The sequence below is a fragment of the Paenibacillus polymyxa M1 genome (assembly GCF_000237325.1).
Lineage (GTDB): Bacteria > Bacillota > Bacilli > Paenibacillales > Paenibacillaceae > Paenibacillus > Paenibacillus polymyxa_C.
This window is the reverse complement of record NC_017542.1, coordinates 178,293-204,597: the sequence shown is the minus strand read 5'-3', so window position 1 is coordinate 204,597 and position 26,305 is coordinate 178,293. Positions and strand designations below refer to the sequence as shown.

Here is a 26,305-nt window from a genome sequence, read left to right as displayed (position 1 = left end):
ATAATTGAAGCCCCCGTTACGGTCAAGGACACTTGCCTGTTGAAAAATGTACGATTAGCTGAACTTTTAACCTCATGCCTCCATAAGAAAAACGTCTATTGACGTACTTTCAAGGAAGCCAGACCACGCTTAACGGAAATTTTCCTTGCGATTATAGAATTGTTCAGCTCCGCTGAACAATTCTATAATCATAAAAAGGAGAAAGCCTGTGCAAATGCACCAGGCTTTCTCTTCCTGAACAAACAACGGGACTTAACAGAGGGCCCTTAGCCCCTCACATTAGCCACTTTGTGTATTATAGACACCCTTTATTGATCCAGTGTTTCGCTCCAGTCGTGGACAGCGCTGCCTTCAAGATACTTCTCGCAATCCATAGCCGCCATACAGCCCGTTCCCGCAGCCGTAATGGCTTGTCGATAACGGTTATCCTGAACGTCCCCACAGGCAAAAACACCCGGGATATTCGTTTCCGTCGTGCCTGGCTTCACTTCGATATAGCCGTGTTCATCGGTATGGATCTGTCCGTTCAGAAAGCCTGTATTCGGTGTATGCCCAATCGCCACGAACACGCCATCTGCCTCTATTAGCTCATCCTGGTTGGTCTCATTATTGTGTACTTTCAGGCCCTTTAAGCCAGTTTCTCCCGTCACAACTTCCAGAGGAGTCCGGTTTAATGCCCAATGTACTTTTTCATTTTCGCGTGCGCGGTCTTGCATAATTTTAGATGCCCGCAATTCGTCACGACGATGGACCAAGGTTACACTGGAAGCAAAACGGGTCAAGAAGCTCGCTTCCTCCATGGCTGAATCGCCACCGCCGACCACGATAATCTTTTTCCCACGGAAAAAGAAGCCGTCGCAAGTTGCGCATGTGCTAACTCCGCGACCTACATTGTCCTGCTCACCTGGAATGCCGAGGTATTTGGCGGACGCACCTGTAGCAATAATAACCGACTCCGCCTCAATGATACCTTTACCCTCTACCTTCACTTTAAAAGGGCGCTTGCTGAAATCGACTTCCTCTACCCAACCGGAAGTAAACTCAGCGCCAAAACGTTCGGCCTGCTTGCGCATGTTATCCATCAGCTCAGGTCCGAGGATACCTTGCTCAAAACCCGGGAAATTTTCAATTTCAGTCGTTGTGGTAAGCTGCCCACCGGGCTGCATTCCTTCAATGATCAGCGGATTCATGTTGGCGCGTGCCAAATAAATAGCGGCTGTGTAGCCTGCAGGACCTGTACCAATAATTATGGATTTATACATACGTTTGTTGCCTCCTTTAAGTGATGTTTGGAGCAGGTCTCAGACCTGCTTTTTAAACGTGGAGAGCGGCTGCTTCAGCTTCTGTTTGATACCACACACGCTGTCAATTTGACGTGCGTAGCGGCTTACGGTCGATACGGAAATACCATAGCGGTCGGCTACTTCCTGATAGGTGACTGAATGATGATGCATTTTGGCTGTCAAATATTCCAGCGCAGCTGCCCATCCCTCAGTATGCTGAACCATCGGGACTTCTGGAGCAAGCCGATCCAGATACTCCTGCCAAAGTGATCTCAAATCATGCTGCATGGCCGGATCGGATGATTTGCTCATGACGGTCAGTACCTTGTCCAGCACGGCCTGCCATTGTGGATCAACTGACGAAGCAGAGATATCACCTTCGGTTGTATACGGATCTTTCTCAGCCTCCAACCGCTCAGGATGCTCCGTTTCCGTGTGTGTATTCTGTACTTCCTGCTCTGCCAGCTCTTGCAATACTTGCAAAGCACGGCGTTTGAGTTCACTCTCCTGATCCGGGTCTTCTACGAAGGACTCCAGCGCCTGACGCACCTCATCGTCACCGATCAGGCTTAACGCCTGAATGACCTGAAGCTGAGTCGCCCGGTCTCCGTGGCGCAAGGCCCAAAAGAAAGATGACCGGATTAGCGGGTCCTTCTTCATACTGTCAGGCACCTGCTCAGCACCAAACTTCTCCCACATGCGGAATTGCTCTTCAAACGGGAGATGATAGTGATAGCTGAGCACTTGCAGCGGTGTACCTTCCTGCTGAAGCTCTTCCAATCTGGACAGGAAAAATCTTGGAACCTCCGAGGAAGCATCCTGCTTTTGCAAATGACTCCATAACCGCCGAGCTTCCGCATATCTTCCTGTATTGCTGGCAGCTACCGCTGTGTAATGGTACAAAGAAGCGTCCGCATTGTTCTCTCCATTGCCATGAAGCAACCTACGAAAATGTCTGTAGGCCTCCTCATGACGTCCGAGAATCCCCATAGTGGTCGCCAGCTTGAATACCTGCTCCTCCTGAAACGGTATAGTGACCGCCAAGGTTTGAACCAGACGATCCAATTCCGGACCGCCGCCTTCGTGCTGATAAAAAATCGCCAAGTTGCACAATGCGTGTAAATTACCTGGCTCATCCTCCAACACTTGAATAATGGTAGCCTTAGCATTTTGGAACAATCCCATGTAGTAATACGCTAGCGCCAGATTATTCCGCGCAGCGAACATGTCTGGTTGCTCCTCAGAAATTTGCTTGAGCAGTTGGGCTGCCTGAGCAAATTTCCCTTCCTCCAGCAGAACACGGGCCTGATCATGCTCAACCACTCCCTGCCGGGCCTTAATGCGGTTCAGCTTCGTCGGACGGTCCAGCTCATAATAGAGCAGCTCCATCATTTCCTCGGCTTCATCAAGAAACTGGCCTTCTTCGTCCTCCTCCAGGTACGTGACCAATGCTTTTTCCGCTTCTTCAAACTGCTCCATATTAGCGTAATTATTCGCCATATAGAAATAACATTCTGTCATCGACGAGTCTACGTCACTCAGAACAGAGGACAGGATCTCATTCGAACCTGCATAATCCCCCATCTCTGATAATATACCCGCCATATTGCAATGATTCACCGGATTATCCGGTTCATATTCAACGGCTTTGCGAAAATATTTCAATGCCTTGTCATAATGATTGCGATCAAGCGAGCGCACAGCTTTCTCAAAAAAGAAAGATGCGTCGAAACGCAAAGCAATAATCTTAGGGCTAGGTTCCGAAACTCGCAGATGTTTCCCTTTCATAAATAACCAAGGCACCTCCTTTAAAAGTAACTGACATGTTCATACCCTTCAGTATACCACAACTTCAAAACGACTTGACAGTCGATCCTGCCTTATTCCAAAAAACGGTTTCGTGCTCGTACCCCGGTAGATACATATACAAAAATACGCTAAATAGCCGAGCGCATTTTCCCTGTGTGAAAGGTGCGTTCGGCTAGTCACTGGATACAACATTTAATATATTATTATAACGTCAGCGGAACCTGCGAACGTTCACGTTGCTCAAATACAGCAAGCTCGCGATAGCCAACCTCATGTAAAAGCGCACGCGCCTTCTCCAGATGCTCAGTCAGCTTCGCTGGATCATGGGCATCCGAGCCGATGGTCAACGGGATACCTAGCGTGAAAGCTTGCTCCAGCATGCGGCGACTCGGAAACATTTCGGCACAGGGCTTGGAAAGCCCTGATGCATTGAGTTCCATTGCCCGACCGCTGCGGGCTACGGCTGAGAGTGCGGAGCGCTCCAATTCACGCAGCTCCTCCTCTTCCTCTGGTTTCGGATGATAGCCGAAGCGCTTAATGACATCCAAATGACCCATGATGTCATACAACCCCGTAGCGGCCGCCTTGGAAACCGCATCATAATATGTGCGGTACACCTCTAGCACATTTTTACCTTCCCAATGGTGAACCTGACGGAAGTCGGTGACATCCCACTCACCGAGAAAGTGGACGGAACCAATCACATAATCCCATGGGTATGCATGGACGATATCTTCGATTTCGCGTTCCCAGCCCTCGATATAGTCGCCTTCCAAACCAACACGAATATCAATTTGCCCCTTATAACGCTCCTTCAGATCCAAGCATTCTTCCACGTATCGGGGCAGCTCATCCATAGGCATCGCCATTTCTGGATAATAGTTGGCTGGTTCTACATGCAGCAGCGGCATATGATCGGATAAGCCGAGCTGATCCAGCCCCAGCCGGATCCCCTGCTGCACATACTCCTCCAGACTTCCTATCGCATGCCCGCAGCGGGAATGATGCGTATGATAGTCAATTTTCATGCAGCCCTCCCCTTTCATACAATGCAGCACACGTCCTAATCACGACGAGGGCGTTCATGACGGCGATTCAGCTCAGCCAGCACGTCATCGAGTGGTAGCTTGCGCTCCTGCAACAGCACCAACAGGTGATAAATCAAGTCGCTGACCTCTAGGCGCAACTCCTCATTATCTTTATTTTTGGCTGCAATGATGGTCTCGGAGGCTTCTTCGCCAACCTTTTTCAGGATTTTGTCTACGCCTTTGTCAAAGAGATAGGTCGTATAGGCTCCCTCAGGACGTGTCTCCTCGCGTTCCTTAATAATTGCTTCCAATTGGGCAAGCACCTCAAAGCGGCCTTCTGAAGCAATGGGAATAGCATCGGTACGAGTTACCGACACTTGAGCTCCTGCTTTTCCTGCCACAGGTGTTACAGCTGTTCCTGGCACGGAAATATCACGAGAAAAGCAACTCGTTGCGCCTGTATGACAGGCCGGACCGCTCGGAATGACACGCACCAATAGAGCATCTCCGTCACAATCCAGCTGGATGGAGGAGATCTTCTGCGTATTCCCTGAAGTTGCCCCCTTGTGCCACAGCTCCTGTCTGGAACGAGACCAGAACCAGGTCTCTCCTGACTCCAAAGACCGTTTCAGTGACTCACGGTTCATATAGGCCAGCGTCAATACCTGAAGCGTAGCATCATCCTGCACAATTGCCGAGACAAGCCCCGCCTCATTCCAGCGGACATTATCCAGTATCTGCTCCAGAGATAGCTGTTGGTTCAATTCGTTGCTCATCGTATCTCCACTCCTCTGCGCTTCAAATCCCGTTTCAGCTCAGGGATTCCGATTTCTTTATAGTGAAAAATCGTTGCTGCTAATCCAGCATCTGCCTTACCTGACGTAAACACGTCATAGAAATGTTCCTGTTTGCCTGCTCCGCCGGAAGCAATAACTGGAATCCCTACGATATCCGAAACCGCGGAAGTCAGCGGCAGGTCAAAGCCATCCTTAGTTCCGTCTGCATTCATGCTGGTCAGCAGAATCTCACCGGCCCCCAGCTGCTCTGCTTCCTTGGCCCAGGCCAAGGCGCGAATACCCGATGGCGTGCGGCCTCCGTGCGTGTAAACTTCCCATTCGCCCCACGCCTCATTGTACTTGGCATCGATGGCAACAACGATACATTGTGAACCAAAGCTGCGCGCACCTTCTGCGATCAGCTGAGGGTTGCGGACAGCCGCCGTATTTACGCCGATTTTATCAGCACCGGCACGCAAAATGCGTTTCATATCATCGACATGAGATATCCCGCCACCTACGGTGAAAGGAATAGCAATTTCTCCGGCTGTCTGGCGAACTACTTCTTCCATCGTGGCACGACCTTCAACCGAAGCGGAAATATCCAGAAATACGATTTCGTCCGCCCCTTCCTGGTCATAAAGCGCAGCCAGCTCCACCGGGTCACCTGCATCGCGCAAGTTCACAAAATTAACGCCCTTAACCACCCTGCCATCCTTTACATCCAGACAGGGAATAATACGTTTAGCCAGCATGCCTACTCCCCCTATGCCTTTGCTACAGCTTGTACGGCAACCTGTAAATCAATGCTCCCTGTATACAATGCTTTACCCACAATAGCTCCGCCCACGCCTTCTTTCGCATAGGTGCTCAGTGTGATTAGATCATCCATCTTGCTGACTCCGCCGGATGCAATCACGGTTCGTCCACTGCTTTTGGCAAGCGCTGCAATAGCCTCTACATTCGGGCCCTGCATCATGCCGTCGCGAGAAATGTCTGTGAAAATAAATGTTTCAGCTCCCTTGGAGGCCAGTTCAGCAGCCAATTCATCTGCTCGAACCTCCGAGGTTTCGAGCCATCCACGCGTAGCCACATAGCCATTTCGCGCATCTAGACCGATGGCGATCCGATCACCGTAGGTACCCAATACCGCTTCCGTAAAAGCACGATCCTCAATAGCTGCCGTGCCCAAAATCACTCGGCTCACGCCCAGCGACAACAGCCGCTCCACATGCTCAAGCGTACGTAAGCCACCGCCCACTTGTACAGGTACTTGCACCGCAGAAGCAATCCGTCCAATGAGCGCATCATTCACCGGTTGACCTGCTTTGGCACCGTCCAAATCAACCAAATGAATGTAGGAGCCGCCCAAGCGCTCCCATTCTCGTGCTACTTCCACCGGATTTTCGTTGTATATTGTCTCCTGGTTATAATCACCTTGTACCAGTCGTACACATTTGCCATCGCGAATATCAATCGCCGGGTATATCGTGAACAAAGTATGACCCCCTTATGAACTAATCAACAGCTATATACCTTCACACCCATCAACGCCCAAATTTGAGCCTACTAACACAAACGCTCAAGTAGTTATGCTCGCTTTTCCGCTTCCGCCAATTCCAAAAACTGACGAAGCAGACGCATCCCCATTTCTCCGCTTTTCTCCGGATGGAACTGCATACCGTATACATGGCCTCTGCCAACAATAGCCGTTACAGGTCCACCGTAGTCGGTTACTGCCAGCAGGTCACTTTCGATCTCCGGCTTTGCATGATAGGAATGCACAAAATACACATGCCCTTCCTCCAAGCCCTGCAATAACGGGTGCTCTGGCTGGGTGATATGCAGACGATTCCAGCCCATATGTGGCACTTTAACACCCAGATCAGGAGCAAACCGAACGACCTCGCCTGGTAATATATTAAGTCCTTCGTGACTGCCGTATTCTTCACCACGAGTGAACAATAGCTGCATTCCCAAACAAACACCGAGCAGCGGTTGTCCAGCACTTGCAACCTCCTGAATAACCCGATCCAATCCGCTGGAACGCAGATGTTCCATCGCATCCCCGAAAGCCCCTACCCCCGGCAAAATTACACCGCTAGAGGTACGAATCACTTGAGCATCTCCTGTCACTACAGCCTCATAGCCAAGGCGCTCAACCGCTCTGCTCACACTATGCAGATTCCCTCTGCCGTAATCCACAATGGCAATGGACATGGACTACAGCACTCCCTTCGTTGAAGGCACTCCTGTCACGCGCGGATCAATGGAGGTCGCCTCATCCAAAGCACGCCCCAGCGCTTTGAACACCGCCTCAATCATATGGTGGGTATTTTGCCCGTAGTGAACAATGACGTGCAGCGTCATGCGAGCCTCCAATGCAAATTTCCATAGAAATTCATGCACCAGCTCTGTCGAGAAGCTGCCTACCTGCTGAGACGGGTACTCTGCGCGATACTCAAAATGAGGTCGATTGCTCAGATCAATAACAACCTGCGCGAGTGCCTCATCCATCGGTACAAAGACGCTGGCATAGCGCTTGATACCTTTTTTATCACCCAATGCTTCCAGCAAGGTTTGCCCCAGACAGATACCAATGTCCTCGACGGTATGATGATCGTCAATGTCCACATCCCCTCTGGCCTGTACATTCAGATCAAATTGTCCGTGCTTGGTGAACAAATCCAGCATGTGATTCAGAAAAGGAACATCCGTTTCAATCTCGGCCTGCCCTGTCCCGTCTACTGCAAATGACAGCTGAATGTCTGTTTCGTTCGTTTTCCGGCTGACACTGCCTGTACGCTCTGCTTTGTTATTTTCGTTCCCCATCGCCATCCACCGCCTTCTTCTCATTGTCCAATCGAACTTGTATCGCCCGTGCGTGGCCTTCCAGCCCTTCATGCCGGGCAAGCTGCATAATGGTCTCTCCATTGCGCAGCAGTGCTTCCTTGCTGTAATAGATCATACTCGACTTCTTGATAAAATCATCAATATCCACTGGCGAAGAAAAGCGTGCTGTTCCATTCGTCGGAATGATGTGATTAGGTCCGGCAAAATAATCGCCTACCGGCTCTGAGCTGTACGCTCCCAGAAAAATAGCTCCCGCATTTTCAATCTGCCCCATATGCTCCATCGGCTGCTCCGTCATGATCTCCAAATGCTCTGGCGCAAGCCGGTTGACAATACGGATGCCCTCTTCCAAATTGTCAACGACAATGATGGCTCCGTATGCCTCCACCGATGCAGCAGCGATATCTCTGCGCGGCAACTCCGCCAATTGGCGCTGTACCTCGGCTGATACTTCTTCGGCCAAGCGTTGCGAAGGCGTAACCAGAATGGCTGAGGCCATTTCGTCATGTTCCGCCTGTGAAAGTAGGTCGGCCGCTACATAAGAGGGATTCGCCGTGTCGTCTGCCAATACGACAATTTCACTCGGTCCCGCAATACTGTCGATATCCACTGCACCGTATACCTCTCGCTTCGCCAGCGCTACATAAATGTTGCCGGGACCGCAAATTTTATCAACCGGTTCAATACTATGTGTCCCGTATGCAAGAGAGGCAATAGCCTGCGCTCCGCCAACCCTGTATATTTCCGTTACACCAGCCTCTGCCGCAGCTACCAGTGTATAGGGGTCGATCCCTGCCTTGCCGCCTGTCGCCGGGGGTGTCACCATGACGATCTCCGGTACTCCAGCCACTTGAGCTGGAATAACATTCATCAATACCGAGGAAGGATAGGCAGCTTTACCACCTGGAACATACACGCCTACACGTTTCAATGGTCGGATGATTTGACCGAGCAAGCTACCATCTGATTGTAAATCTATCCATGAGTTACGCTTTTGCTTGGTATGAAAAGCGCGAATATGAGCGGCCGCTTCTCGAATCGCCTGTATAAATGAAGGCTCTACCTTATCATAGGCCAACTTTAATTCTCCATCTGTCACACGAAGCTGCTCCGCTGTCAGCGATACACCGTCAAACATTTCTGTATACCGCAGGACAGCCTCATCTCCCTCTTGGCGTACCGATTGAATAATCGTACGCACAGCCTCGTTTTGCTCAGGTGTTCCGTAATCTACCTCTCGTTGGAGATTGAAATCACGGGCTGCTACGATCTTCATTTGCTCATTCCCCCTTACCTGCTGCTTGCTTGCAGAATGCTCCTTAACCGTTGCTCCGTTCCTTTAACCCTTCGGTACTACTTCAGTTGGAATCACCTGATGCAATCGATCACACAATGCCTGAATCGGACCATTTTTCATCCGGTAACTGACCCGGTTGGCAATCAAACGACTGGTAATATCCAGTATGCTAATCTGCTCAACCAATCCGTTCTCCCGCAAGGTCTGCCCCGTCTCCACCATATCTACAATGCGATCTGCCAGACCAATTAACGGCGCCAGCTCGATGGAACCATTCAGCTTAATGACCTCCACCTGCTGACCTTGCTCCCGAAAATACTGGGAAGCCACATTTGGATATTTGGTTGCGACCCGCTGACGAATACCTGGTTGCCAATCGGGTAAAGCAATCACCGACATCCGGCAACGGGCAATCCCCAGATCCAGCAGCTCATATACATCCTTGTTTTCTTCCAGCAAAACATCCTTACCTACAATGCCGATGTCAGCTGCACCGTACTCCACATACGTAGGAACATCCACGGGCTTCGCCATAATAAATTCCATCCCCAGTTCAGGCAATGGAATGACCAGCTTGCGGGTTTCGTCCACATCCAGTGGAATTGGAACCCCTGCCTGGCGAAACAACTTGGAAGCCTGCTTATAAATCCGTCCCTTCGGCATGGCTACCTTCAATGTTTCCGTCATGGCAATTCCCTCCTTTGTACTGGCTGTCTTCCTTCAGCTGTATAGCTGTATACCTCTGCGTACAGATCCTGCTGCTCACGACGTCGATCTTCCGGCCCCCCCGTGAGTCCTGTCACCACATTAAGCCCCTCTGCACGTAGCTGTGCCGCTGCAGATAACGCCTCTCGACGTTCCTGCTCGTCATAACGAATAAGTACAGGAAGCTTCGTCTCAATTGCAATACCATCCACACCATCGACGATTCGGTTCGTCTTCAATGCGAATCCCGTTGCTGGTACAGATCGCCCAAACTGCTGAAGCAGATTGTCATAACGACCTCCGTTGCATACCGGGAACCCGATTTCCGCTGCATAGCCCTCAAAAGTCATTCCTGTATAATATGAAAAATCCCCGATCATGGTAAGGTCAATTAACACATGCTCAGATACGCCGTACGCCTCCAGGACTTCCCACACCTCGCACAAATGTGCAATGGTTTGAAGCGTCTGCTGCTCCACACTAAGGCGAGTAGCCTGTTCGCAAATTTCCTTCCCGCCACGCAGCCGAAGAATGGCCTCCAGCTTATCGCGATGCTCGGGCGCCAAACCTAAAGCTTCAATCGCCGTTCGGTAGCCCACTACATCACGATTGAGCAACAGTTCTTTTAGCGCCTGCTGTTCAGCCTGGCGACCTGGAATGATCTCCTCAAATAACCCGTTCAGGAATCCCACATGTCCCATGGCAATTTTAAAAGAGGTAACACCCGCTGCCTGCAATGATGCAATGGCCAATGCTACCACTTCTGCATCAGCCTCAGGCGAGTCATCCCCTACCAGCTCCACGCCTGTTTGAAAAAACTCTGCCTCTCTTCCTGCCTCTTCCTCAATCGCTCGAAATACATTGGCGTGATAGGAAAGGCGAAGCGGTACTTCCTCTTCCTTTAGCAACGAAGATACCACCCGTGCAATTGGAGCAGTCATATCAGAACGAAGTACCAACGTAGTCCCTCGGTTGTTGAGCAATTTAAACAGCTTCCGATCAGAAGTAGAGCTAGCTACTCCTACCGTATCGTAGTATTCCATCGTAGGCGTCATAATCTGACGGTAACCCCAACGTTCCATACAAGCGAGTACATTCAGTTCAATGGCCCGCAGCTTCGACACTGCACGTGGAAGGTAATCCCGAACCCCTATAGGAATCTCGAATCCTTTTGGTTTAGACATCTCTATCACCTCATGATTTCAATATCTTTATCATGGTAAAGTGCTAACAAACTAAAGTATATTCGATATATTATCATGCCCTACTTATGAACGTCAACCAAACGAAGCAGCCCATTTTTACAGCTTAGACAATCGCTGTCCCTCTCCATATTTTATCCAATGCAAAATGCATGAATCCTAAAAAAAGACTGTCAGCCTTAAGCCAACAGTCTAAGTCAAAATATTTAGCAGTTTGCCTGTTCATCTTTACTCTGGGATGGAAACTTCGGAACTGTGCCCAAACCGATCCATGAAAATGGTACATATCGAAAAAACAACGTCACAATCAGCCATGATCCAAACAGCGCCAACACCCATCCGCCAGCAACAGAGAAGACATATTCTATCGGTGTACCATGCAAATCCAGTTTGCGATACACTCGTAATAGCGCCGGATGAAGTAAATATATACCGAAAGAACATGCTCCCAGCCAACTGATGAACATTCGCAGTCTATCACTAGTATGACGATATAATAAAACCGATAACTGAAACAGCACCAATGCAGATACGAGAGCATATGCATTATGTAGCAGTTCATAGACCAGCGAGTCCGCATAAATGGCTTTGCGGTAGGCTATAAACCATATTTGTACATAAACGATCCCGAGTAATAACCAAGCCGCCCACAGGGCCCACCAGCTGATCAACTGGCCGCGACCCATTACCGTACCTGGGACTGGAAAAAGCCACTTTTTAAACCCTTCATATCCAATCGCTACAGCGGCACCCAAGGCAAAGTAACTGATATACGTAATCGCAAGGCTTCCTCTCTCCTCTTGCCAAACATATTTGTTCAGCAGTACAAACCCCCATTGAATGACCAACCCTACTGCCAAAATGACAAAAGCTGCTCTCCGTGGACTCGATATCCAATGACGTAAACGCTGCACTCCCCACAACAGTAGCGGAAAGACCAAATAAAATTGGATGATAATAATGACATAATACAAATGCGTATACGCCTTTCCCGTTAGCAGCACGAGCGGAAGATCACTAAGCGGCATCAACCCACGTGTCACCAAGGTCAAATAGTACATAAGAGAAAATAAAACGTAGGGTAACACAATAAACATCAGTCTTTTTCGAAAAAACAAAAGCATACTCTTTCCACGAAGTGGCCGATCAACATAATTGTAAAATAAAACAAAACCGCTCACAAAAATAAATACAGGCACTGCAAAGCTGCTAAACATATTTAAAAATAAAAAGGGGTAAAACAATAGAGAATGACGCGCATCAATCAATGCCATTGAAGTTGCATGAATAGTAATGACGGCCGCAATTAATATTCCTCGGTAAATATCAAGCTCTGGTATACGTTCTTTTTTGACCAAATCAACACGCTCCCATATCGCCTTGCAAAAATAACTATTATCAATTTTTAAACATAACCAATATGCATTACCCCACTTATTATACAGAAAAACAGCACAAGAAAGACCCCTTAATACATAAGGGGCCTTTCTTATCGTGCTATTTACTTTTCATCCACACCAGAGCGTCTTAAATCACGCAACGGATTACCGCCTACAAATGCACCTGCCGGTACATCTTTATGCACAACCGCTCCGGCCGCTACCACAGCTCCGTCACCGATGGTAACACCCGGCAATATGGTTGTATTCGCGCCGATCAGCACACGATCCCCGATCACCACTTTACCGATGCGATACTCCTGTATAAGGTATTCATGAGCCAGTATGGTCGTGTTATATCCAATAACCGAATTGTTCCCGATCGTAATATGCTCTGGAAAAAAAACATCCACCATCACCATCAGACCGAAGGCGGCATGTTGCCCAACCTTCATCCCCAGCATTCTGCGGTAGATAACATTTTTCAGAGAAAGCACAGGACAATACCGGGCAATCTGTATAAAAATAAAGTTCTTAACGCCTTTCCAAGGGCTCACCGTCCGATAAATTTGCCACAACGCATTGGGACCTTCTACAGGATAGCGGTTCACCTTTCTCACGATACATTGACACCTTGAAGCTCCAGCTTCAGCAAATCCCTCATATCATATAGCATGTAGTCTGGTCCATATCCGCGCAGAGTTTCCTCACCCTTGAGCGACCAGGCCACTCCCGCAGATTTCACACCTGCCGCCTGAGCTGACAAAATATCAAAGGAGCTATCTCCAACCATCAACGTATGTTCCGCTTCAGCATTCAGACCTGCCAAGGCCTTAAGCACTGGCTCCGCGTGAGGCTTCGGATGTTCCACATCGTCTACCGTCACAATGTAATCCATAGACGAAGTCAGATCAAACAGGTTAAGTACACGCATCGTGGATGGTCGTATTTTAGTTGTTACAACCCCTAGCTTAATTCCTCGTGCGCGCAGCTCCTGAATAACCTCAATAACATGTGGAAATGGCTTCACCATTTGATCATGATGAATTTGATTATAAGCACGGTAGTCTTTGATTAGCCCAGATACATCCGTTAATCCCGTAAAAGTACGGAGTTGATCGTCCAGTGTTCCCCCCATATGAGGAATAATATGCTCCCGCGTTAGCGGATCAGCATCTGGATGGTTCAAAATGTGTAAAAATGTGCTGATAATCAACTCATTCGTATCCATAATGGTACCGTCTAAATCAAACAAAATCGTATTTATCATAGATGCTCCTTCTTGTCCTCATCCGTGTCTTCCTTAGATAGCTTATCCACCGTGGCAGTTGGAGAAACCGCATCCTGTCCAGGACGGGACACCTGTTCTGGCGTCACATCAGGTACCTGATCAATCCCTGTCTTGCTGGAGACAATCGGGTCGCTATATCTCGCAACGGCTGAGCCCTTCCGACGACGAACCAAGATGAAAATCACAGCAGCTACAATGATGAAAATAGCAAGCAACTGTGAGATCCGTACGTTACCGTAATTCGGATCCAAGTACCCCGGTTCAAACCCTAGCCATACCATAGGGGACCACAGAGCATTCACAAAGGAAGCCAACCAGTCCGGTCCCTGAAAGGCTAAGCTGTCCGTCCGCACCCGCTCGATGAAAAAGCGACCAATAGAGTACCAAATGAAGTAAAATGCAAACATTTCACCCGCACGTACAAATTTCATCCGGCGAATCACAAGCAGCAAAATCACGCCTACAATACTCCACAGCGATTCGTACAGGAACGTAGGGTGATGAAACACCCCGTTAACGTTCATCTGATTCACAATGAAGTCCGGTAGATGTAGCTGATTGCGCAAAAAAGTCTCTTCCGTTGGTCCACCGTAAGCCTCTTGATTGACAAAATTACCCCAGCGTCCAATCGCTTGACCGATTAATAGACCCGGCGCACAAATATCAGCGATACGCCAGAAGTTATACCCTTTATAGCGGAAATAAATAACCGCACATATAATGGCACCAATCAAGGCACCATATATCGCGATACCGCCGTTCCAAATTTTAAAGACATCCCATAGATTATCTCGGTAGTCTTCCCATTTGAAGGCTACATAATAAATACGCGCTCCAATAATGGCCGATGGAACACCCAGAAGCAGCATATCCATAAAGAATTCCTGCGGAATACCGAATCTTTTTCCCTCACGGATGGCGAGATATAAACCCACAAGTGCCGCCAGCCCCAAAATAAGCCCATACCAATGGACCTTGATTGCCCCGATTGAAAAAGCAATCGGATTCAGCAGTAATGTTGCCGTTGACATATGTTTCTCTCACTCCTTGTTCTTCCTTGCAACCGAACGAACCTTAATCCATCTCTTCCATATCTTCAGAAATCGTCGCAGTCAGCTTGTTTGTAAATTGCAGAGCTGCATTAACGCCCATTTGTTTCAACCGATAGTTCATGGCCGCTACCTCGATAATAACAGCCAGATTTCGGCCCGGACGTACTGGAATCGTAACGAGTGGAACATCTGTATCAATAATGCGTGTGGTTTCTTCATCGAGACCGAGACGGTCATACTGCTTGTCCTGTTGCCATGCCTCCAGACGGACAACCAATGTAATCCGCTTATTATTACGAACTGCACCAGCACCAAACAGTGTCATCACATTAATAATGCCCACGCCACGAATTTCAAGCAGGTGACGAATTAGTTCAGGTGCTGTTCCATGCAACTGAAAGTCGGACGTTTGCCGGATTTCTACCGCATCATCTGCTACCAAGCGATGCCCACGTTTAACAAGTTCCAGTGCTGTTTCACTCTTACCAATTCCACTACTGCCAGTGATAAGCATTCCCACGCCATACACGTCACACAGTACACCATGAATAGTCGCCGTAGGTGCCAGCTTTCTTTCCAGAAAACCTGTGATCCGGCTTGATAAAATCGTCGTCGCCATATTGGTTCGCAGTACAGGAATATCTCGCTCTGCGCTTGCCTCCACTAACTCGGCCGGTACCTCCAGGCCACGTGTGATAATAATACATGGAGTCAGCTCTGTACACAAACGCTCCATCCGATCCCGTCGCTCCTCAGGAGGCAGCATACCCAGAAAAGCCAGCTCAGACCTTCCCAAAAGCTGTACCCGCTCCTGTGTATGATATTCAAAATACCCGGCCATCTCCAGGCCTGGGCGATTCAAATCGTCCACGGTGATCAGTCTGCGCAGACCTTTTTCACCGGAAATAACCTCCATTTGAAACTGCTGTACAAGCTCGGATACCTTTACCTGTTTAGCCATTGTATTCTCTCCTTCATCTGCAAAAACCGGATTCTATACGCCATTTGATTTATGTAGCATTATTCTATTAACCATACAAGCCCACACAGTCTATCCTGAATGAGTCCACACTTGACTTGATTTAACAATAGGATTCCAGGCTATCCCTATCCCGACAGTTGGACCTCCAAGCCCCACCAATCTAGGACTTATGCCAACGAACCTTGTCTGAATCTAAACCTGCACCATTGTACACCCATCGTATCGGAATTTTCCATTGAATGCAATGCCAAAGCTAGTATCGGATATCATATACAAAAGAGTCGCAGTTCTCCGCTTGGGGAAAACTGCGACTCTCTTCCAGAGGCTAATCTTATTCGCCAACCAGAATGCTCAATTCCGATTCCTTATCAAAAATATGAACTTTGTTCATATCAACAGCCAACTTCGCTTTGACACCATCACGAGTATTGGAACGTCCGTCTACACGGGCAATAATCGTATCGTTTCCGGCACCACTTAGGTACAACAGCATTTCATGACCGAGGTTTTCCGTTACATCCACAGTGGATGTAAAGATCGTGTTCGGAGAAGCCTCTAAGAATACAGGCTCTTCATGAATATCCTCAGGACGAATGCCCAAGATCACTTCTTTGCCAATGTAGCCTTTCGCTTTCAAAATCTGTCCCTTACCTTCAGGTACAAACAGATCCAGACCTGGTGCTGCGAAATGCAGCGCACCTTCTTTTTCAACCAGCTTACCCGAGATAAAGTTCATCGTAGGAGAGCCGATAAAACCAGCTACGAACAGATTCACTGGACGGTTGTACAGTTCATCCGGGGAAGCAGCTTGTTGAATGATACCATCCTTCATAACTACAATCCGATCACCCATCGTCATGGCTTCAACCTGGTCATGTGTTACATAGATAACGGTCGTTTCCAGACGCTTAGCCAACTTCGTGATTTCCGCACGCATCTGACCACGCAACTTGGCATCCAAGTTGGACAGCGGTTCATCCATCAAGAAGACTTGTGGGTCACGTACAATCGCACGTCCCAAGGCAACACGCTGACGCTGACCGCCTGATAACGCTTTCGGCTTGCGATCCAGCAGATGCTCAATATCAAGGATTTTAGCCGCTTCACGTACACGTTTATCAATTTCTTCCTTTTTAACCTTGCGGAGCTTCAGACCAAAGGCCATATTTTGGTATACGTTCATATGCGGATACAAGGCATAGGATTGGAATACCATCGCGATATCGCGGTCTTTTGGAGCCACATCGTTCACAACACGATCACCAATGTACAATTTACCGTCTGAAATTTCCTCCAAACCAGCAATCATACGAAGTGTAGTAGATTTCCCGCAACCAGAAGGACCAACCAATACGAGAAATTCTTTATCTTGAATGTCCAAATTGACATCAACAACCGTAGCTTTTTCTGCACCTGGATATTTCTTAAAAATATGCTCTAAACGTACGCCAGCCATAGCTTTTGCCTCCCCAAGGTCAAGTTTTGAAATCGAATACATTTTCTACTTGTATCTTACCCTAGTACCCAAAGTATGACTATTCGCAAACTGCACAAAAATGCTATTTCCTTTTTGTCACTTTGTACAATAGTAGATATAGTTTGACCAAAACCGCATCATTAAACGTCCTCACGTCCAATCCGGTCTCCTGTTTAATCTTGTCCAAACGGTAAATCAACGTGTTTCGGTGAACATACAGACGCTTGGCTGTTTCACTCACATTACAATCCAGTTGAAAAAAGATATCCAATGTAGCCATCGTTTCTGAGTCTTCCAGTATGACAGATGACTTCATTACTTGCTCCAAAAATAGTACACGCTGCTCCTTGGGAATGCGATTTAACAGTCTCTCCAAATGATGCTCCCATGAAAGGTGGATGTGCTCTGTTACATGAAAAAGCTTGCCAAGATGGATTGTCTCCCATAATAAATTCAGCTCGTGGGGAAGACTTTGCAAAGGGATCGAGGGCTTGGAAATCGCCAAATGGAATACACCGACCCATTCATTCGCGATAAGTTCATATAACCCCAAGCTAAAAGCCGTAAGTACCTCCTCCAGCGGTTCCGCAAAATCTGTCTCCCTGGTCTCAGTATCTTTATCCCGTTCATCGTCGGCTCCTAATAAAAGCTCCTTTCTAGCCAGAATCAGCCAAGATTGTTCGTCTAATGGAGTAAGCAGCACATCCCCTCCAAAATAGCTCGCTAACAATCGATGAAGCTGCGTATAGGTAATAGCCCCATCCTGTGTTCCCTCACCATTTAGCAAAAACGGCACCATACACGCTGATAGCGGATCACGAAGTTCTAATTCAGCAGGAACCTCTTCTTTACTGCTTAGGTTGGCAGCCTGCTGTATGAGCCATTGTCCAAAATGATTCATCCGCTCTTCCTCGCTATAAGCCCGGTTGACCGACAAGCTTGGACCATTGTGCCAAACTTGTTCCATGTTCCCCAGTAGCGCTTCTATCAACTTCCGTTCTCGATCCGACAAGTATCTGGCCTCTACCGCAAAAGCAGCCAGTTCACCTACCGATGCACGAAACGGAAAATATAATTTATTTTCACTAACAAATGATCTATCCGGTATGACTGAATCGGTTGATTCTCCTTCTGCCATCATTTCTGGGCACCAAGGCACTATGGTAAAAGGCGCTTGAATTATATTCTGAAGCTGTTGCTGAATCCACTCTGTATCCAAAGTCACGCGATCACCACTTCACTTTTTTTAGAATATAGATAAACACTAAGCGAACATAATGAACTTATTATAACCTGTCGATACCTTAAAACAAAAAGCTATATAAAAACATAACTTAAAACAACACAAAAAAAGCCATCAACTTATAGTTGATGACTTCTGATGAGCCATGAAGGACTCGAACCTTCGACACCCTGATTAAAAGTCAGGTGCTCTACCAACTGAGCTAATGGCTCATAAAACTGGTGGAGGATGATGGATTCGAACCACCGAACCCGTAAGGGAGCAGATTTACAGTCTGATGCGTTTGGCCACTTCGCTAATCCTCCATATAAAGGTGGCTCGGGACGGAATCGAACCGCCGACACGAGGATTTTCAGTCCTCTGCTCTACCGACTGAGCTACCGAGCCATATCCATTGCAAAAAAATAAAGTGCGGAGGGATACCCCTTCCCACTTTAGTACGGTGAAAATATTAAACTGAAAAATGGCGGAACTGACGGGATTCGAACCCGCGATCTCCTGCGTGACAGGCAGGCATGTTAGGCCTCTACACCACAGTTCCCTATATTTTTCAAAAAAAATGGTGCCGGCGAGAGGACTTGAACCCCCAACCTACTGATTACAAGTCAGTTGCTCTACCAGTTGAGCTACACCGGCACAATGGTGGAGGCTGAGGGGATCGAACCCCCGACCCTCTGCTTGTAAGGCAGATGCTCTCCCAGCTGAGCTAAGCCTCCTGGGTATGTATGGTAGCGGCGGAGGGGATCGAACCCCCGACCTCACGGGTATGAACCGTACGCTCTAGCCAGCTGAGCTACACCGCCATAACATAATTCACTAGCTTGTCCTAAATGGCGGAGAGAGAGGGATTCGAACCCTCGCACCACTTTCGCAGTCTAACCCCTTAGCAGAGGGTCCCCTTATAGCCACTTGGGTATCTCTCCATATGAATGGACTCGCTTAGTGAAATTCTACAAGATATTCAGATTATCAGCAAAGTGAATTTGAATATCAAGCGTAATTCCAAGGTGTTACACCCTGAAAACTGGATCCGAAACTTCCTTGCGTCTTATCTTAGGATAAGCCCTCGACCGATTAGTATTGGTCAGCTCCATGCATTACTGCACTTCCACCCCCAACCTATCTACCTCGTCGTCTTCAAGGGGTCTTACATACTGGGAAATCTCATCTTGAGGGGGGCTTCACGCTTAGATGCTTTCAGCGCTTATCCCTTCCGTACATAGCTACCCAGCGGTGCTCCTGGCGGAACAACTGGTACACCAGCGGTACGTCCATCCCGGTCCTCTCGTACTAAGGACAGCTCCTCTCAAATTTCCTACGCCCACGACAGATAGGGACCGAACTGTCTCACGACGTTCTGAACCCAGCTCGCGTACCGCTTTAATGGGCGAACAGCCCAACCCTTGGGACCTACTTCAGCCCCAGGATGCGATGAGCCGACATCGAGGTGCCAAACCTCCCCGTCGATGTGGACTCTTGGGGGAGATAAGCCTGTTATCCCCAGGGTAGCTTTTATCCGTTGAGCGATGGCCCTTCCATGCGGTACCACCGGATCACTAAGCCCGACTTTCGTCCCTGCTCGACTTGTAGGTCTCGCAGTCAAGCTCCCTTCTGCCTTTGCACTCTTCGAATGATTTCCAACCATTCTGAGGGAACCTTGGGGCGCCTCCGTTACTCTTTAGGAGGCGACCGCCCCAGTCAAACTGCCCACCTGACACTGTCCTCGTACCGGATCACGGTACCAAGTTAGAACCTAGATACGATCAGGGTGGTATCCCAAGGATGCCTCCCTTCAAGCTGGCGCTCAAAGTTCTACGGCTCCCACCTATCCTGTACAGATCGTACCCAAATTCAATATCAAGCTGCAGTAAAGCTCCATGGGGTCTTTCCGTCTTGTCGCGGGTAACCTGCATCTTCACAGGTATTAAAATTTCACCGGATCTCTCGTTGAGACAGCGCCCAAGTCGTTACGCCATTCGTGCGGGTCAGAATTTACCTGACAAGGAATTTCGCTACCTTAGGACCGTTATAGTTACGGCCGCCGTTTACTGGGGCTTCGGTTCATAGCTTCGCCCGAAGGCTTACCACTCCCCTTAACCTTCCAGCACCGGGCAGGCGTCAGCCCGTATACTTCGCCTTGCGGCTTCGCACAGACCTGTGTTTTTGCTAAACAGTCGCTTGGGCCTTTTCACTGCGGCCCCCTCGGGCTATTCACCCTACCGAGGCACCCCTTCTCCCGAAGTTACGGGGTCATTTTGCCGAGTTCCTTAACGAGAGTTCTTCCGCGCGCCTTAGAATTCTCTTCTCGCCTACCTGTGTCGGTTTGCGGTACGGGCACCTTCTCCTGGCTAGAGGCTTTTCTTGGCAGTCTGAGATCATGACCTTCGCTACTCCAATTTTCGCTCCCCATCACAGCCCAGCCTTAACGATGTGCGGATTTGCCTACACATCAGCCTCACTGCTTAGACGGACATCCATCAGTCCGCGTCACTACCCTACTGCGTCACCCCATCGCTCATAACGGATTACGGTGGTACAGGAATTTCGACCTGTTGTCCTTCGACTACGCCTATCGGCCTCGCCTTAGGTCCCGACTTACCCTGAGCGGACGAACCTTCCTCAGGAACCCTTAGGCTTTCGGCGGATCTGATTCTCACAGATCTTTTCGTTACTCATACCGGCATTCTCACTTGAATGCAGTCCAGCGCTCCTTCCGGTACACCTTCAACCCGCATTCAACGCTCCCCTACCCCTGATGCAAAGCATCAAGCCATAGCTTCGGTGGTGTGTTTAGCCCCGTTACATTTTCGGCGCAGAGTCACTCGACCAGTGAGCTATTACGCACTCTTTCAATGGTGGCTGCTTCTAAGCCAACATCCTGGTTGTCTGTGCAACTCCACATCCTTTCCCACTTAACACACACTTGGGGACCTTAGCTGATGGTCTGGGCTGTTTCCCTTTCGACAATGGATCTTAGCACTCACTGTCTGACTCCCGGAACTAAATCTATGGCATTCGGAGTTTGACTGAGCTTGGTAACCCTTGCGGGCCCCGCACCCAATCAGTGCTCTACCTCCACGATTCTTCTTTCCGAGGCTAGCCCTAAAGCTATTTCGGGGAGAACCAGCTATCTCCGGGTTCGATTGGAATTTCTCCGCTACCCCCACCTCATCCCCGCATTTTTCAACATGCGTGGGTTCGGGCCTCCAGTGCGTGTTACCGCACCTTCACCCTGGACAGGGGTAGATCACCCGGTTTCGGGTCTACGTCCACGTACTCAGTCGCCCTATTCAGACTCGCTTTCGCTGCGGCTTCAGCTCTTCACCTTAACCTTGCACGGGAACGTAACTCGCCGGTTCATTCTACAAAAGGCACGCCATCACCCATAGATCGGGCTCTGACTTCTTGTAAGCACACGGTTTCAGGATCTATTTCACTCCCCTTCCGGGGTGCTTTTCACCTTTCCCTCACGGTACTGCTTCACTATCGGTCGCCAGGGAGTATTTAGCCTTGGCAGATGGTCCTGCCGGATTCATACGGGGTTTCACGTGCCCCGCACTACTCGGGATCCGTCTCGGAGGGAACAAGTTTTGAACTACAGGGCTTTTACCTTCTCTGGCGGGCCTTTCCAGACCTCTTCATCTAACCGGTTCCTTTGTAACTCCATGTGAGACGTCCCACAACCCCAAGGAGCAAGCTCCTTGGTTTGGGCTAATCCGCGTTCGCTCGCCGCTACTGACGGAATCACTATTGTTTTCTCTTCCTCAGGGTACTTAGATGTTTCAGTTCCCCTGGTCTGCCTCTCACTCACCTATGAATTCAGTGAGTAGTGACTGTCGATGAAGACAGCCGGGTTTCCCCATTCGGACATCCCCGGATCAAAGCTTGCTTACAGCTCCCCGAGGCCTTATCGTTGTTCGCCACGTCCTTCGTCGGCTCCTGGCGCCTAGGCATCCTCCGTGTGCTCTTTGTAGCTTAACCTAGTATCTACATTGTAAATACGATATGCTACCTTTATTTCACTTGTTTACACAAGATCAGCTTAAAGGAATATTCTAAAACGCAATTTCGTTTCGGTATCCAGTTTTCAAGGTGCAATAATAAATCTTTTGGTGGAGCCAAGCGGGATCGAACCGCTGACCTCCTGCGTGCAAGGCAGGCGCTCTCCCAGCTGAGCTATGGCCCCAAAAGAAAATATAAAATTTATGGTGGGCCCTAGTGGACTCGAACCACCGACCTCACCCTTATCAGGGGTGCGCTCTAACCAGCTGAGCTAAGGGCCCATAATAAACCACCAAAAAAAGTTTTTCTTTAGTGGTTGCGCTTGGCGGCGTCCTACTCTCCCAGGACCCTACGGTCCAAGTACCATCGGCGCTGGAGGGCTTAACGGTCGTGTTCGGGATGGGTACGTGTGGAACCCCTCCGCTATCGCCACCAAACGCTTGAGAGTTTAAGCTCTCAAAACTGAGCAACGAGTGAGTAACAGGCCTAAACCTGAGTTTGAAGCTTACGCTTCATATTTGAATGTTTCCATCGCAGGAAACGATTCTCCATAGAAAGGAGGTGATCCAGCCGCACCTTCCGATACGGCTACCTTGTTACGACTTCACCCCAATCATCTACCCCACCTTCGGCGGCTGGCCCCTTGCGGTTACCTCACCGACTTCGGGTGTTGTAAACTCTCGTGGTGTGACGGGCGGTGTGTACAAGACCCGGGAACGTATTCACCGCGGCATGCTGATCCGCGATTACTAGCAATTCCGACTTCATGTAGGCGAGTTGCAGCCTACAATCCGAACTGAGACCGGCTTTTCTAGGATTGGCTCCACCTCGCGGCTTCGCTTCCCGTTGTACCGGCCATTGTAGTACGTGTGTAGCCCAGGTCATAAGGGGCATGATGATTTGACGTTATCCCCACCTTCCTCCGGTTTGTCACCGGCAGTCTGCTTAGAGTGCCCAGCTTGACCTGCTGGCAACTAAGCATAAGGGTTGCGCTCGTTGCGGGACTTAACCCAACATCTCACGACACGAGCTGACGACAACCATGCACCACCTGTCTCCTCTGTCCCGAAGGAAAGCCATATCTCTACAGCGGTCAGAGGGATGTCAAGACCTGGTAAGGTTCTTCGCGTTGCTTCGAATTAAACCACATACTCCACTGCTTGTGCGGGTCCCCGTCAATTCCTTTGAGTTTCAGTCTTGCGACCGTACTCCCCAGGCGGAATGCTTAATGTGTTAACTTCGGCACCAAGGGTATCGAAACCCCTAACACCTAGCATTCATCGTTTACGGCGTGGACTACCAGGGTATCTAATCCTGTTTGCTCCCCACGCTTTCGCGCCTCAGCGTCAGTTACAGCCCAGAGAGTCGCCTTCGCCACTGGTGTTCCTCCACATCTCTACGCATTTCACCGCTACACGTGGAATTCCACTCTCCTCTTCTGCACTCAAGCTCTCCAGTTTCCAGTGCGACCCGAAGTTGAGCCTCGGGATTAAACACCAGACTTAAAGAGCCGCCTGCGCGCGCTTTACGCCCAATAATTCCGGACAACGCTTGCCCCCTACGTATTACCGCGGCTGCTGGCACGTAGTTAGCCGGGGCTTTCTTCTCAGGTACCGTCACTCTTGTAGCAGTTACTCTACAAGACGTTCTTCCCTGGCAACAGAGCTTTACGATCCGAAAACCTTCATCACTCACGCGGCGTTGCTCCGTCAGGCTTTCGCCCATTGCGGAAGATTCCCTACTGCTGCCTCCCGTAGGAGTCTGGGCCGTGTCTCAGTCCCAGTGTGGCCGATCACCCTCTCAGGTCGGCTACGCATCGTCGCCTTGGTAGGCCATTACCCCACCAACTAGCTAATGCACCGCAGGCCCATCCACAAGTGACAGATTGCTCCGCCTTTCCTCCTTCTCCCATGCAGGAAAAGGATGTATCGGGTATTAGCTACCGTTTCCGGTAGTTATCCCTGTCTTGTGGGCAGGTTGCCTACGTGTTACTCACCCGTCCGCCGCTAGATTATTTAGAAGCAAGCTTCTAAATAACCCCGCTCGACTTGCATGTATTAGGCACGCCGCCAGCGTTCGTCCTGAGCCAGGATCAAACTCTCCATTAAAGACCAACCGAAGTTGGTTTATCGAAAGAGCGATTAGCTCATTTTGAAACTGACGAGATAAAATATCTCATTGTTGATTTTGCGAACAAAATCAATTTACTCACTCGTTGTTCAGTTTTCAAAGATCAAACCTTCATTATGTCTTACTTTGCTTCATCACCGCATCTCAGCGGCGACTTAATTAATATAACACACACTCGGGATTTAAGTCAACACTTTTTTAAATTATTTTTCAATTTCATTTAAGCATTGCTCACACAAAAAAATTCCCGGGCTTTAAAGGCCGAGAATTAATGTATCACATTTTTGAATTCGTCGTCAACTATAATTTAAAAAATAAAACAATACCGCATTGGGCTCACCAATACCCACTTTTTTTGCATACTCTCCCTTCCCTACAATAACGTTTCACACAGCCTGTCCGAACAATATTATTTTCAATCCCAGTAAAAGCGCAATGCCTGGCAAGCCTAATATCGTTACTGCCCCCATCGTCACTGGGTTAATCGGAATGTACACCTGTGTAATCCATCCTGAATAATTGATAACATACAGTGCAATAGCTGCCAGAGCCATATGCGCTCCGAATACTACAAACCAACCGATCCCCAGATGTTTTTTGAGGATTAGATACATCAGTATTCCGGCACAAGCAATCAAAACAAGCCAGACTACCCCTCTCATTCCGCTCTCCGTTTGTGAACCCGGTCAGTATCATTGGCATACCCCGGTTCATCTGCTGGCAGGTGAAAACGATGTAACCCTTGTTGCTTTGCGCTTTTTAAATGTATTTGATATTTACGTTCCGCAGCTTGCAGAACAAAAATGGCGTAGTCGATTTCATCCTTACCCGTAGCTTCATGAAATAAACGATGCGCTCTTAACCATTCCGCATGCGAAGCTCGAATCTGAGCAAACAATTCCTGGCGATACTCCGCTTCTGATTTTCCATTCTCCTGACGACGGAAATTTTGTTTCATCCGTTCCCACATTCATTCATCCTCCTCACAAGCTGAATTATGTGTACAGTCTGCAAGACCACCTTATTCATACTTATTGAGTAGAGGACAAACTTAGAACTGGGAACGTCTATAAAGGCATCTATTACTGCAAATAAAAAAGGAGCCATAACGGCTCCCTAAGCGAGTCAAGGATGTCCCAAGGACATTTCAGACTCATAAATTATAACGTATAACTACACCTACTAATTAAGCTCTCTGCGGCCTTCTAGCGCTTTGGACAGGGTGACCTCGTCGGCATACTCCAAATCCCCGCCCACGGGCAAACCGTGAGCAATACGAGTAACCTTGATTTCAAAAGGACGCACTAGCCGCGAAATGTACATAGCCGTGGCCTCTCCCTCAATGTTCGGATTCGTAGCCAGGATCAACTCCTTGACACGTTCATCACTTAGCCTGGTCAGCAACTCCTTGAGTTTGATATCCTCAGGGCCAATTCCCTCCATCGGAGAGATTGCCCCGTGAAGTACATGGTACAAACCCTCAAACTCCTTGGTACGCTCCATAGCGACCAAATCCTTAGCATCCTGAACAACACAAATGACGGAAGCATCCCTCGTCTTATCCTGACAGATCCTACAAGGGTCCGTATCTGTAATGTTACCGCAGACTGAACAAAAGTGAAGATTGCGTTTTACATTGACCAGCGCTTTGGCAAAATCAATCACATCATCTTCCTTCATTTTCAGTACGTGAAAAGCCAACCGGGCAGCTGTTTTGGGGCCTACTCCCGGCAGGCGCGTAAAAGCATCAATCAGCTTTGCAATCGGCTCGGGATAATGCAATAGCGTATTTCTCC

Annotated in this window: 21 protein-coding genes, 10 tRNA genes and 3 rRNA genes; all 34 read right to left on the bottom strand. The window is 48.9% G+C overall.

Features of this window, described 5'->3' with window-relative positions; all coding sequences use genetic code 11:
- Positions 1-308 precede the first annotated feature (308 nt).
- The 34 genes from trxB to recR all read right to left on the bottom strand — a co-directional run bounded on the left by trxB (position 309) and on the right by recR (position 26,291).
- Complete coding sequence (gene trxB, locus PPM_RS00885; RefSeq protein WP_013368806.1) at positions 309-1,262, bottom strand: thioredoxin-disulfide reductase; 954 nt, start codon at positions 1,260-1,262, stop codon at positions 309-311.
- 39 nt (positions 1,263-1,301) lie between these two features.
- Positions 1,302-3,071, bottom strand: coding sequence for a tetratricopeptide repeat protein (locus PPM_RS00880; RefSeq protein WP_013368805.1), 1,770 nt, complete (start codon positions 3,069-3,071; stop codon positions 1,302-1,304).
- Between the two features lie 224 nt (positions 3,072-3,295).
- Positions 3,296-4,120: a histidinol-phosphatase HisJ gene (gene hisJ, locus PPM_RS00875; RefSeq protein WP_013368804.1), complete on the bottom strand. Its 825-nt coding sequence runs from the start codon at positions 4,118-4,120 to the stop codon at positions 3,296-3,298.
- Positions 4,121-4,155: 35 nt separating this feature from the next.
- Positions 4,156-4,896, bottom strand: coding sequence for a bifunctional phosphoribosyl-AMP cyclohydrolase/phosphoribosyl-ATP diphosphatase HisIE (gene hisIE / locus PPM_RS00870; RefSeq protein ID WP_013368803.1), 741 nt, complete (start codon positions 4,894-4,896; stop codon positions 4,156-4,158).
- On the bottom strand, positions 4,893-5,651 hold the full coding sequence (gene hisF / locus PPM_RS00865) for an imidazole glycerol phosphate synthase subunit HisF (protein WP_013368802.1): 759 nt from the start codon (positions 5,649-5,651) through the stop codon (positions 4,893-4,895). The genes hisIE and hisF overlap by 4 nt, the downstream gene beginning before the upstream one ends.
- 11 nt (positions 5,652-5,662) lie before the next feature.
- Complete coding sequence (hisA, locus tag PPM_RS00860) at positions 5,663-6,394, bottom strand: 1-(5-phosphoribosyl)-5-[(5-phosphoribosylamino)methylideneamino]imidazole-4-carboxamide isomerase (protein WP_013368801.1); 732 nt, start codon at positions 6,392-6,394, stop codon at positions 5,663-5,665.
- Positions 6,395-6,486: 92 nt separating this feature from the next.
- A complete protein-coding gene (gene hisH / locus PPM_RS00855; RefSeq protein ID WP_013368800.1) occupies positions 6,487-7,116 on the bottom strand; it encodes an imidazole glycerol phosphate synthase subunit HisH in 630 nt (209 codons plus the stop codon).
- A gap of 3 nt (positions 7,117-7,119) precedes the next feature.
- The gene (gene hisB / locus PPM_RS00850) at positions 7,120-7,728 is read right to left on the bottom strand and encodes an imidazoleglycerol-phosphate dehydratase HisB (protein ID WP_013368799.1); all 609 of its coding nucleotides are present in this window, start codon (positions 7,726-7,728) and stop codon (positions 7,120-7,122) included.
- A complete protein-coding gene (gene hisD, locus PPM_RS00845) occupies positions 7,712-9,025 on the bottom strand; it encodes a histidinol dehydrogenase (RefSeq protein ID WP_013368798.1) in 1,314 nt (437 codons plus the stop codon). The genes hisB and hisD overlap by 17 nt, the downstream gene beginning before the upstream one ends.
- Before the next feature lie 63 nt (positions 9,026-9,088).
- Positions 9,089-9,733: an ATP phosphoribosyltransferase gene (hisG, locus tag PPM_RS00840; protein WP_013368797.1), complete on the bottom strand. Its 645-nt coding sequence runs from the start codon at positions 9,731-9,733 to the stop codon at positions 9,089-9,091.
- Complete coding sequence (locus tag PPM_RS00835) at positions 9,730-10,935, bottom strand: ATP phosphoribosyltransferase regulatory subunit (RefSeq protein ID WP_014599368.1); 1,206 nt, start codon at positions 10,933-10,935, stop codon at positions 9,730-9,732. Before PPM_RS00835 ends, hisG begins: the two co-directional genes overlap by 4 nt.
- 224 nt (positions 10,936-11,159) lie before the next feature.
- The gene (locus tag PPM_RS00830) at positions 11,160-12,311 is read right to left on the bottom strand and encodes an acyltransferase (protein ID WP_013368794.1); all 1,152 of its coding nucleotides are present in this window, start codon (positions 12,309-12,311) and stop codon (positions 11,160-11,162) included.
- 143 nt (positions 12,312-12,454) lie between these two features.
- Positions 12,455-12,952: an acyltransferase gene (locus PPM_RS00825; RefSeq protein WP_013368793.1), complete on the bottom strand. Its 498-nt coding sequence runs from the start codon at positions 12,950-12,952 to the stop codon at positions 12,455-12,457.
- Positions 12,949-13,602: a pyrophosphatase PpaX gene (gene ppaX, locus PPM_RS00820; protein ID WP_013368792.1), complete on the bottom strand. Its 654-nt coding sequence runs from the start codon at positions 13,600-13,602 to the stop codon at positions 12,949-12,951. The genes PPM_RS00825 and ppaX overlap by 4 nt, the downstream gene beginning before the upstream one ends.
- Positions 13,599-14,654, bottom strand: coding sequence for a prolipoprotein diacylglyceryl transferase (gene lgt / locus PPM_RS00815; RefSeq protein ID WP_013368791.1), 1,056 nt, complete (start codon positions 14,652-14,654; stop codon positions 13,599-13,601). Before lgt ends, ppaX begins: the two co-directional genes overlap by 4 nt.
- Before the next feature lie 43 nt (positions 14,655-14,697).
- The gene (gene hprK, locus PPM_RS00810) at positions 14,698-15,636 is read right to left on the bottom strand and encodes an HPr(Ser) kinase/phosphatase (RefSeq protein ID WP_013308232.1); all 939 of its coding nucleotides are present in this window, start codon (positions 15,634-15,636) and stop codon (positions 14,698-14,700) included.
- Between the two features lie 352 nt (positions 15,637-15,988).
- Positions 15,989-17,113, bottom strand: coding sequence for an ABC transporter ATP-binding protein (locus PPM_RS00805; RefSeq protein WP_013368790.1), 1,125 nt, complete (start codon positions 17,111-17,113; stop codon positions 15,989-15,991).
- A gap of 103 nt (positions 17,114-17,216) precedes the next feature.
- The gene (locus PPM_RS00800) at positions 17,217-18,359 is read right to left on the bottom strand and encodes a PucR family transcriptional regulator (RefSeq protein ID WP_013368789.1); all 1,143 of its coding nucleotides are present in this window, start codon (positions 18,357-18,359) and stop codon (positions 17,217-17,219) included.
- Between the two features lie 157 nt (positions 18,360-18,516).
- Positions 18,517-18,589: transfer RNA gene (locus PPM_RS00795), tRNA-Lys, on the bottom strand.
- 7 nt (positions 18,590-18,596) lie between these two features.
- Positions 18,597-18,682 (bottom strand) — tRNA-Tyr (locus PPM_RS00790).
- A gap of 9 nt (positions 18,683-18,691) precedes the next feature.
- A tRNA-Phe gene (locus tag PPM_RS00785) sits at positions 18,692-18,764 on the bottom strand.
- A 77-nt stretch (positions 18,765-18,841) separates the two neighbouring features.
- A tRNA-Asp gene (locus PPM_RS00780) sits at positions 18,842-18,918 on the bottom strand.
- 19 nt (positions 18,919-18,937) lie between these two features.
- Positions 18,938-19,013, bottom strand: a tRNA-Thr gene (locus tag PPM_RS00775).
- 4 nt (positions 19,014-19,017) lie between these two features.
- Positions 19,018-19,093: transfer RNA gene (locus PPM_RS00770), tRNA-Val, on the bottom strand.
- Positions 19,094-19,103: 10 nt separating this feature from the next.
- A tRNA-Met gene (locus PPM_RS00765) sits at positions 19,104-19,180 on the bottom strand.
- Between the two features lie 28 nt (positions 19,181-19,208).
- A tRNA-Ser gene (locus tag PPM_RS00760) sits at positions 19,209-19,300 on the bottom strand.
- Positions 19,301-19,431: 131 nt separating this feature from the next.
- Positions 19,432-22,358: ribosomal RNA gene (locus PPM_RS00755) — 23S ribosomal RNA — on the bottom strand.
- A gap of 129 nt (positions 22,359-22,487) precedes the next feature.
- Positions 22,488-22,563 (bottom strand) — tRNA-Ala (locus PPM_RS00750).
- Between the two features lie 20 nt (positions 22,564-22,583).
- A tRNA-Ile gene (locus PPM_RS00745) sits at positions 22,584-22,660 on the bottom strand.
- Between the two features lie 39 nt (positions 22,661-22,699).
- Positions 22,700-22,816 (bottom strand): 5S ribosomal RNA (rrf, locus tag PPM_RS00740).
- 117 nt (positions 22,817-22,933) lie between these two features.
- Positions 22,934-24,487: ribosomal RNA gene (locus PPM_RS00735) — 16S ribosomal RNA — on the bottom strand.
- Together the 16S, 23S and 5S rRNA genes with 10 tRNA genes alongside form the textbook arrangement of a ribosomal RNA operon.
- Before the next feature lie 408 nt (positions 24,488-24,895).
- Entirely contained in the window at positions 24,896-25,171 is a 276-nt protein-coding gene (locus PPM_RS00730; RefSeq protein WP_013368787.1) for a pro-sigmaK processing inhibitor BofA family protein, read from the bottom strand.
- The gene (locus tag PPM_RS00725; RefSeq protein WP_013368786.1) at positions 25,168-25,479 is read right to left on the bottom strand and encodes a DUF2508 family protein; all 312 of its coding nucleotides are present in this window, start codon (positions 25,477-25,479) and stop codon (positions 25,168-25,170) included. The genes PPM_RS00730 and PPM_RS00725 overlap by 4 nt, the downstream gene beginning before the upstream one ends.
- A 212-nt stretch (positions 25,480-25,691) precedes the next feature.
- The gene (recR, locus tag PPM_RS00720; protein ID WP_013368785.1) at positions 25,692-26,291 is read right to left on the bottom strand and encodes a recombination mediator RecR; all 600 of its coding nucleotides are present in this window, start codon (positions 26,289-26,291) and stop codon (positions 25,692-25,694) included.
- Between the last annotated feature and the right edge of the window lie 14 nt (positions 26,292-26,305).

Excerpts from the sequence above, each read along its gene's own strand:
- PPM_RS00730 (WP_013368787.1), bottom strand. The coding sequence starts at position 25,171 with ATGAGAGGGGTAGTCTGGCTTGTTTTGATTGCTTGTGCCGGAATACTG.
- ppaX (WP_013368792.1), bottom strand. The coding sequence starts at position 13,602 with ATGATAAATACGATTTTGTTTGATTTAGACGGTACCATTATGGATACG.
- lgt (WP_013368791.1), bottom strand. The coding sequence starts at position 14,654 with ATGTCAACGGCAACATTACTGCTGAATCCGATTGCTTTTTCAATCGGG.
- PPM_RS00725 (WP_013368786.1), bottom strand. The coding sequence starts at position 25,479 with ATGTGGGAACGGATGAAACAAAATTTCCGTCGTCAGGAGAATGGAAAA.
- trxB (WP_013368806.1), bottom strand. The coding sequence starts at position 1,262 with ATGTATAAATCCATAATTATTGGTACAGGTCCTGCAGGCTACACAGCC.
- hisF (WP_013368802.1), bottom strand. The coding sequence starts at position 5,651 with ATGCTGGCTAAACGTATTATTCCCTGTCTGGATGTAAAGGATGGCAGG.
- PPM_RS00805 (WP_013368790.1), bottom strand. The coding sequence starts at position 17,113 with ATGGCTGGCGTACGTTTAGAGCATATTTTTAAGAAATATCCAGGTGCA.
- hisJ (WP_013368804.1), bottom strand. The coding sequence starts at position 4,120 with ATGAAAATTGACTATCATACGCATCATTCCCGCTGCGGGCATGCGATA.
- hisH (WP_013368800.1), bottom strand. The coding sequence starts at position 7,116 with ATGTCCATTGCCATTGTGGATTACGGCAGAGGGAATCTGCATAGTGTG.
- hisG (WP_013368797.1), bottom strand. The coding sequence starts at position 9,733 with ATGACGGAAACATTGAAGGTAGCCATGCCGAAGGGACGGATTTATAAG.
- PPM_RS00835 (WP_014599368.1), bottom strand. The coding sequence starts at position 10,935 with ATGTCTAAACCAAAAGGATTCGAGATTCCTATAGGGGTTCGGGATTAC.
- hisD (WP_013368798.1), bottom strand. The coding sequence starts at position 9,025 with ATGAAGATCGTAGCAGCCCGTGATTTCAATCTCCAACGAGAGGTAGAT.
- hisB (WP_013368799.1), bottom strand. The coding sequence starts at position 7,728 with ATGGGGAACGAAAATAACAAAGCAGAGCGTACAGGCAGTGTCAGCCGG.
- hisIE (WP_013368803.1), bottom strand. The coding sequence starts at position 4,896 with ATGAGCAACGAATTGAACCAACAGCTATCTCTGGAGCAGATACTGGAT.
- hprK (WP_013308232.1), bottom strand. The coding sequence starts at position 15,636 with ATGGCTAAACAGGTAAAGGTATCCGAGCTTGTACAGCAGTTTCAAATG.
- PPM_RS00880 (WP_013368805.1), bottom strand. The coding sequence starts at position 3,071 with ATGAAAGGGAAACATCTGCGAGTTTCGGAACCTAGCCCTAAGATTATT.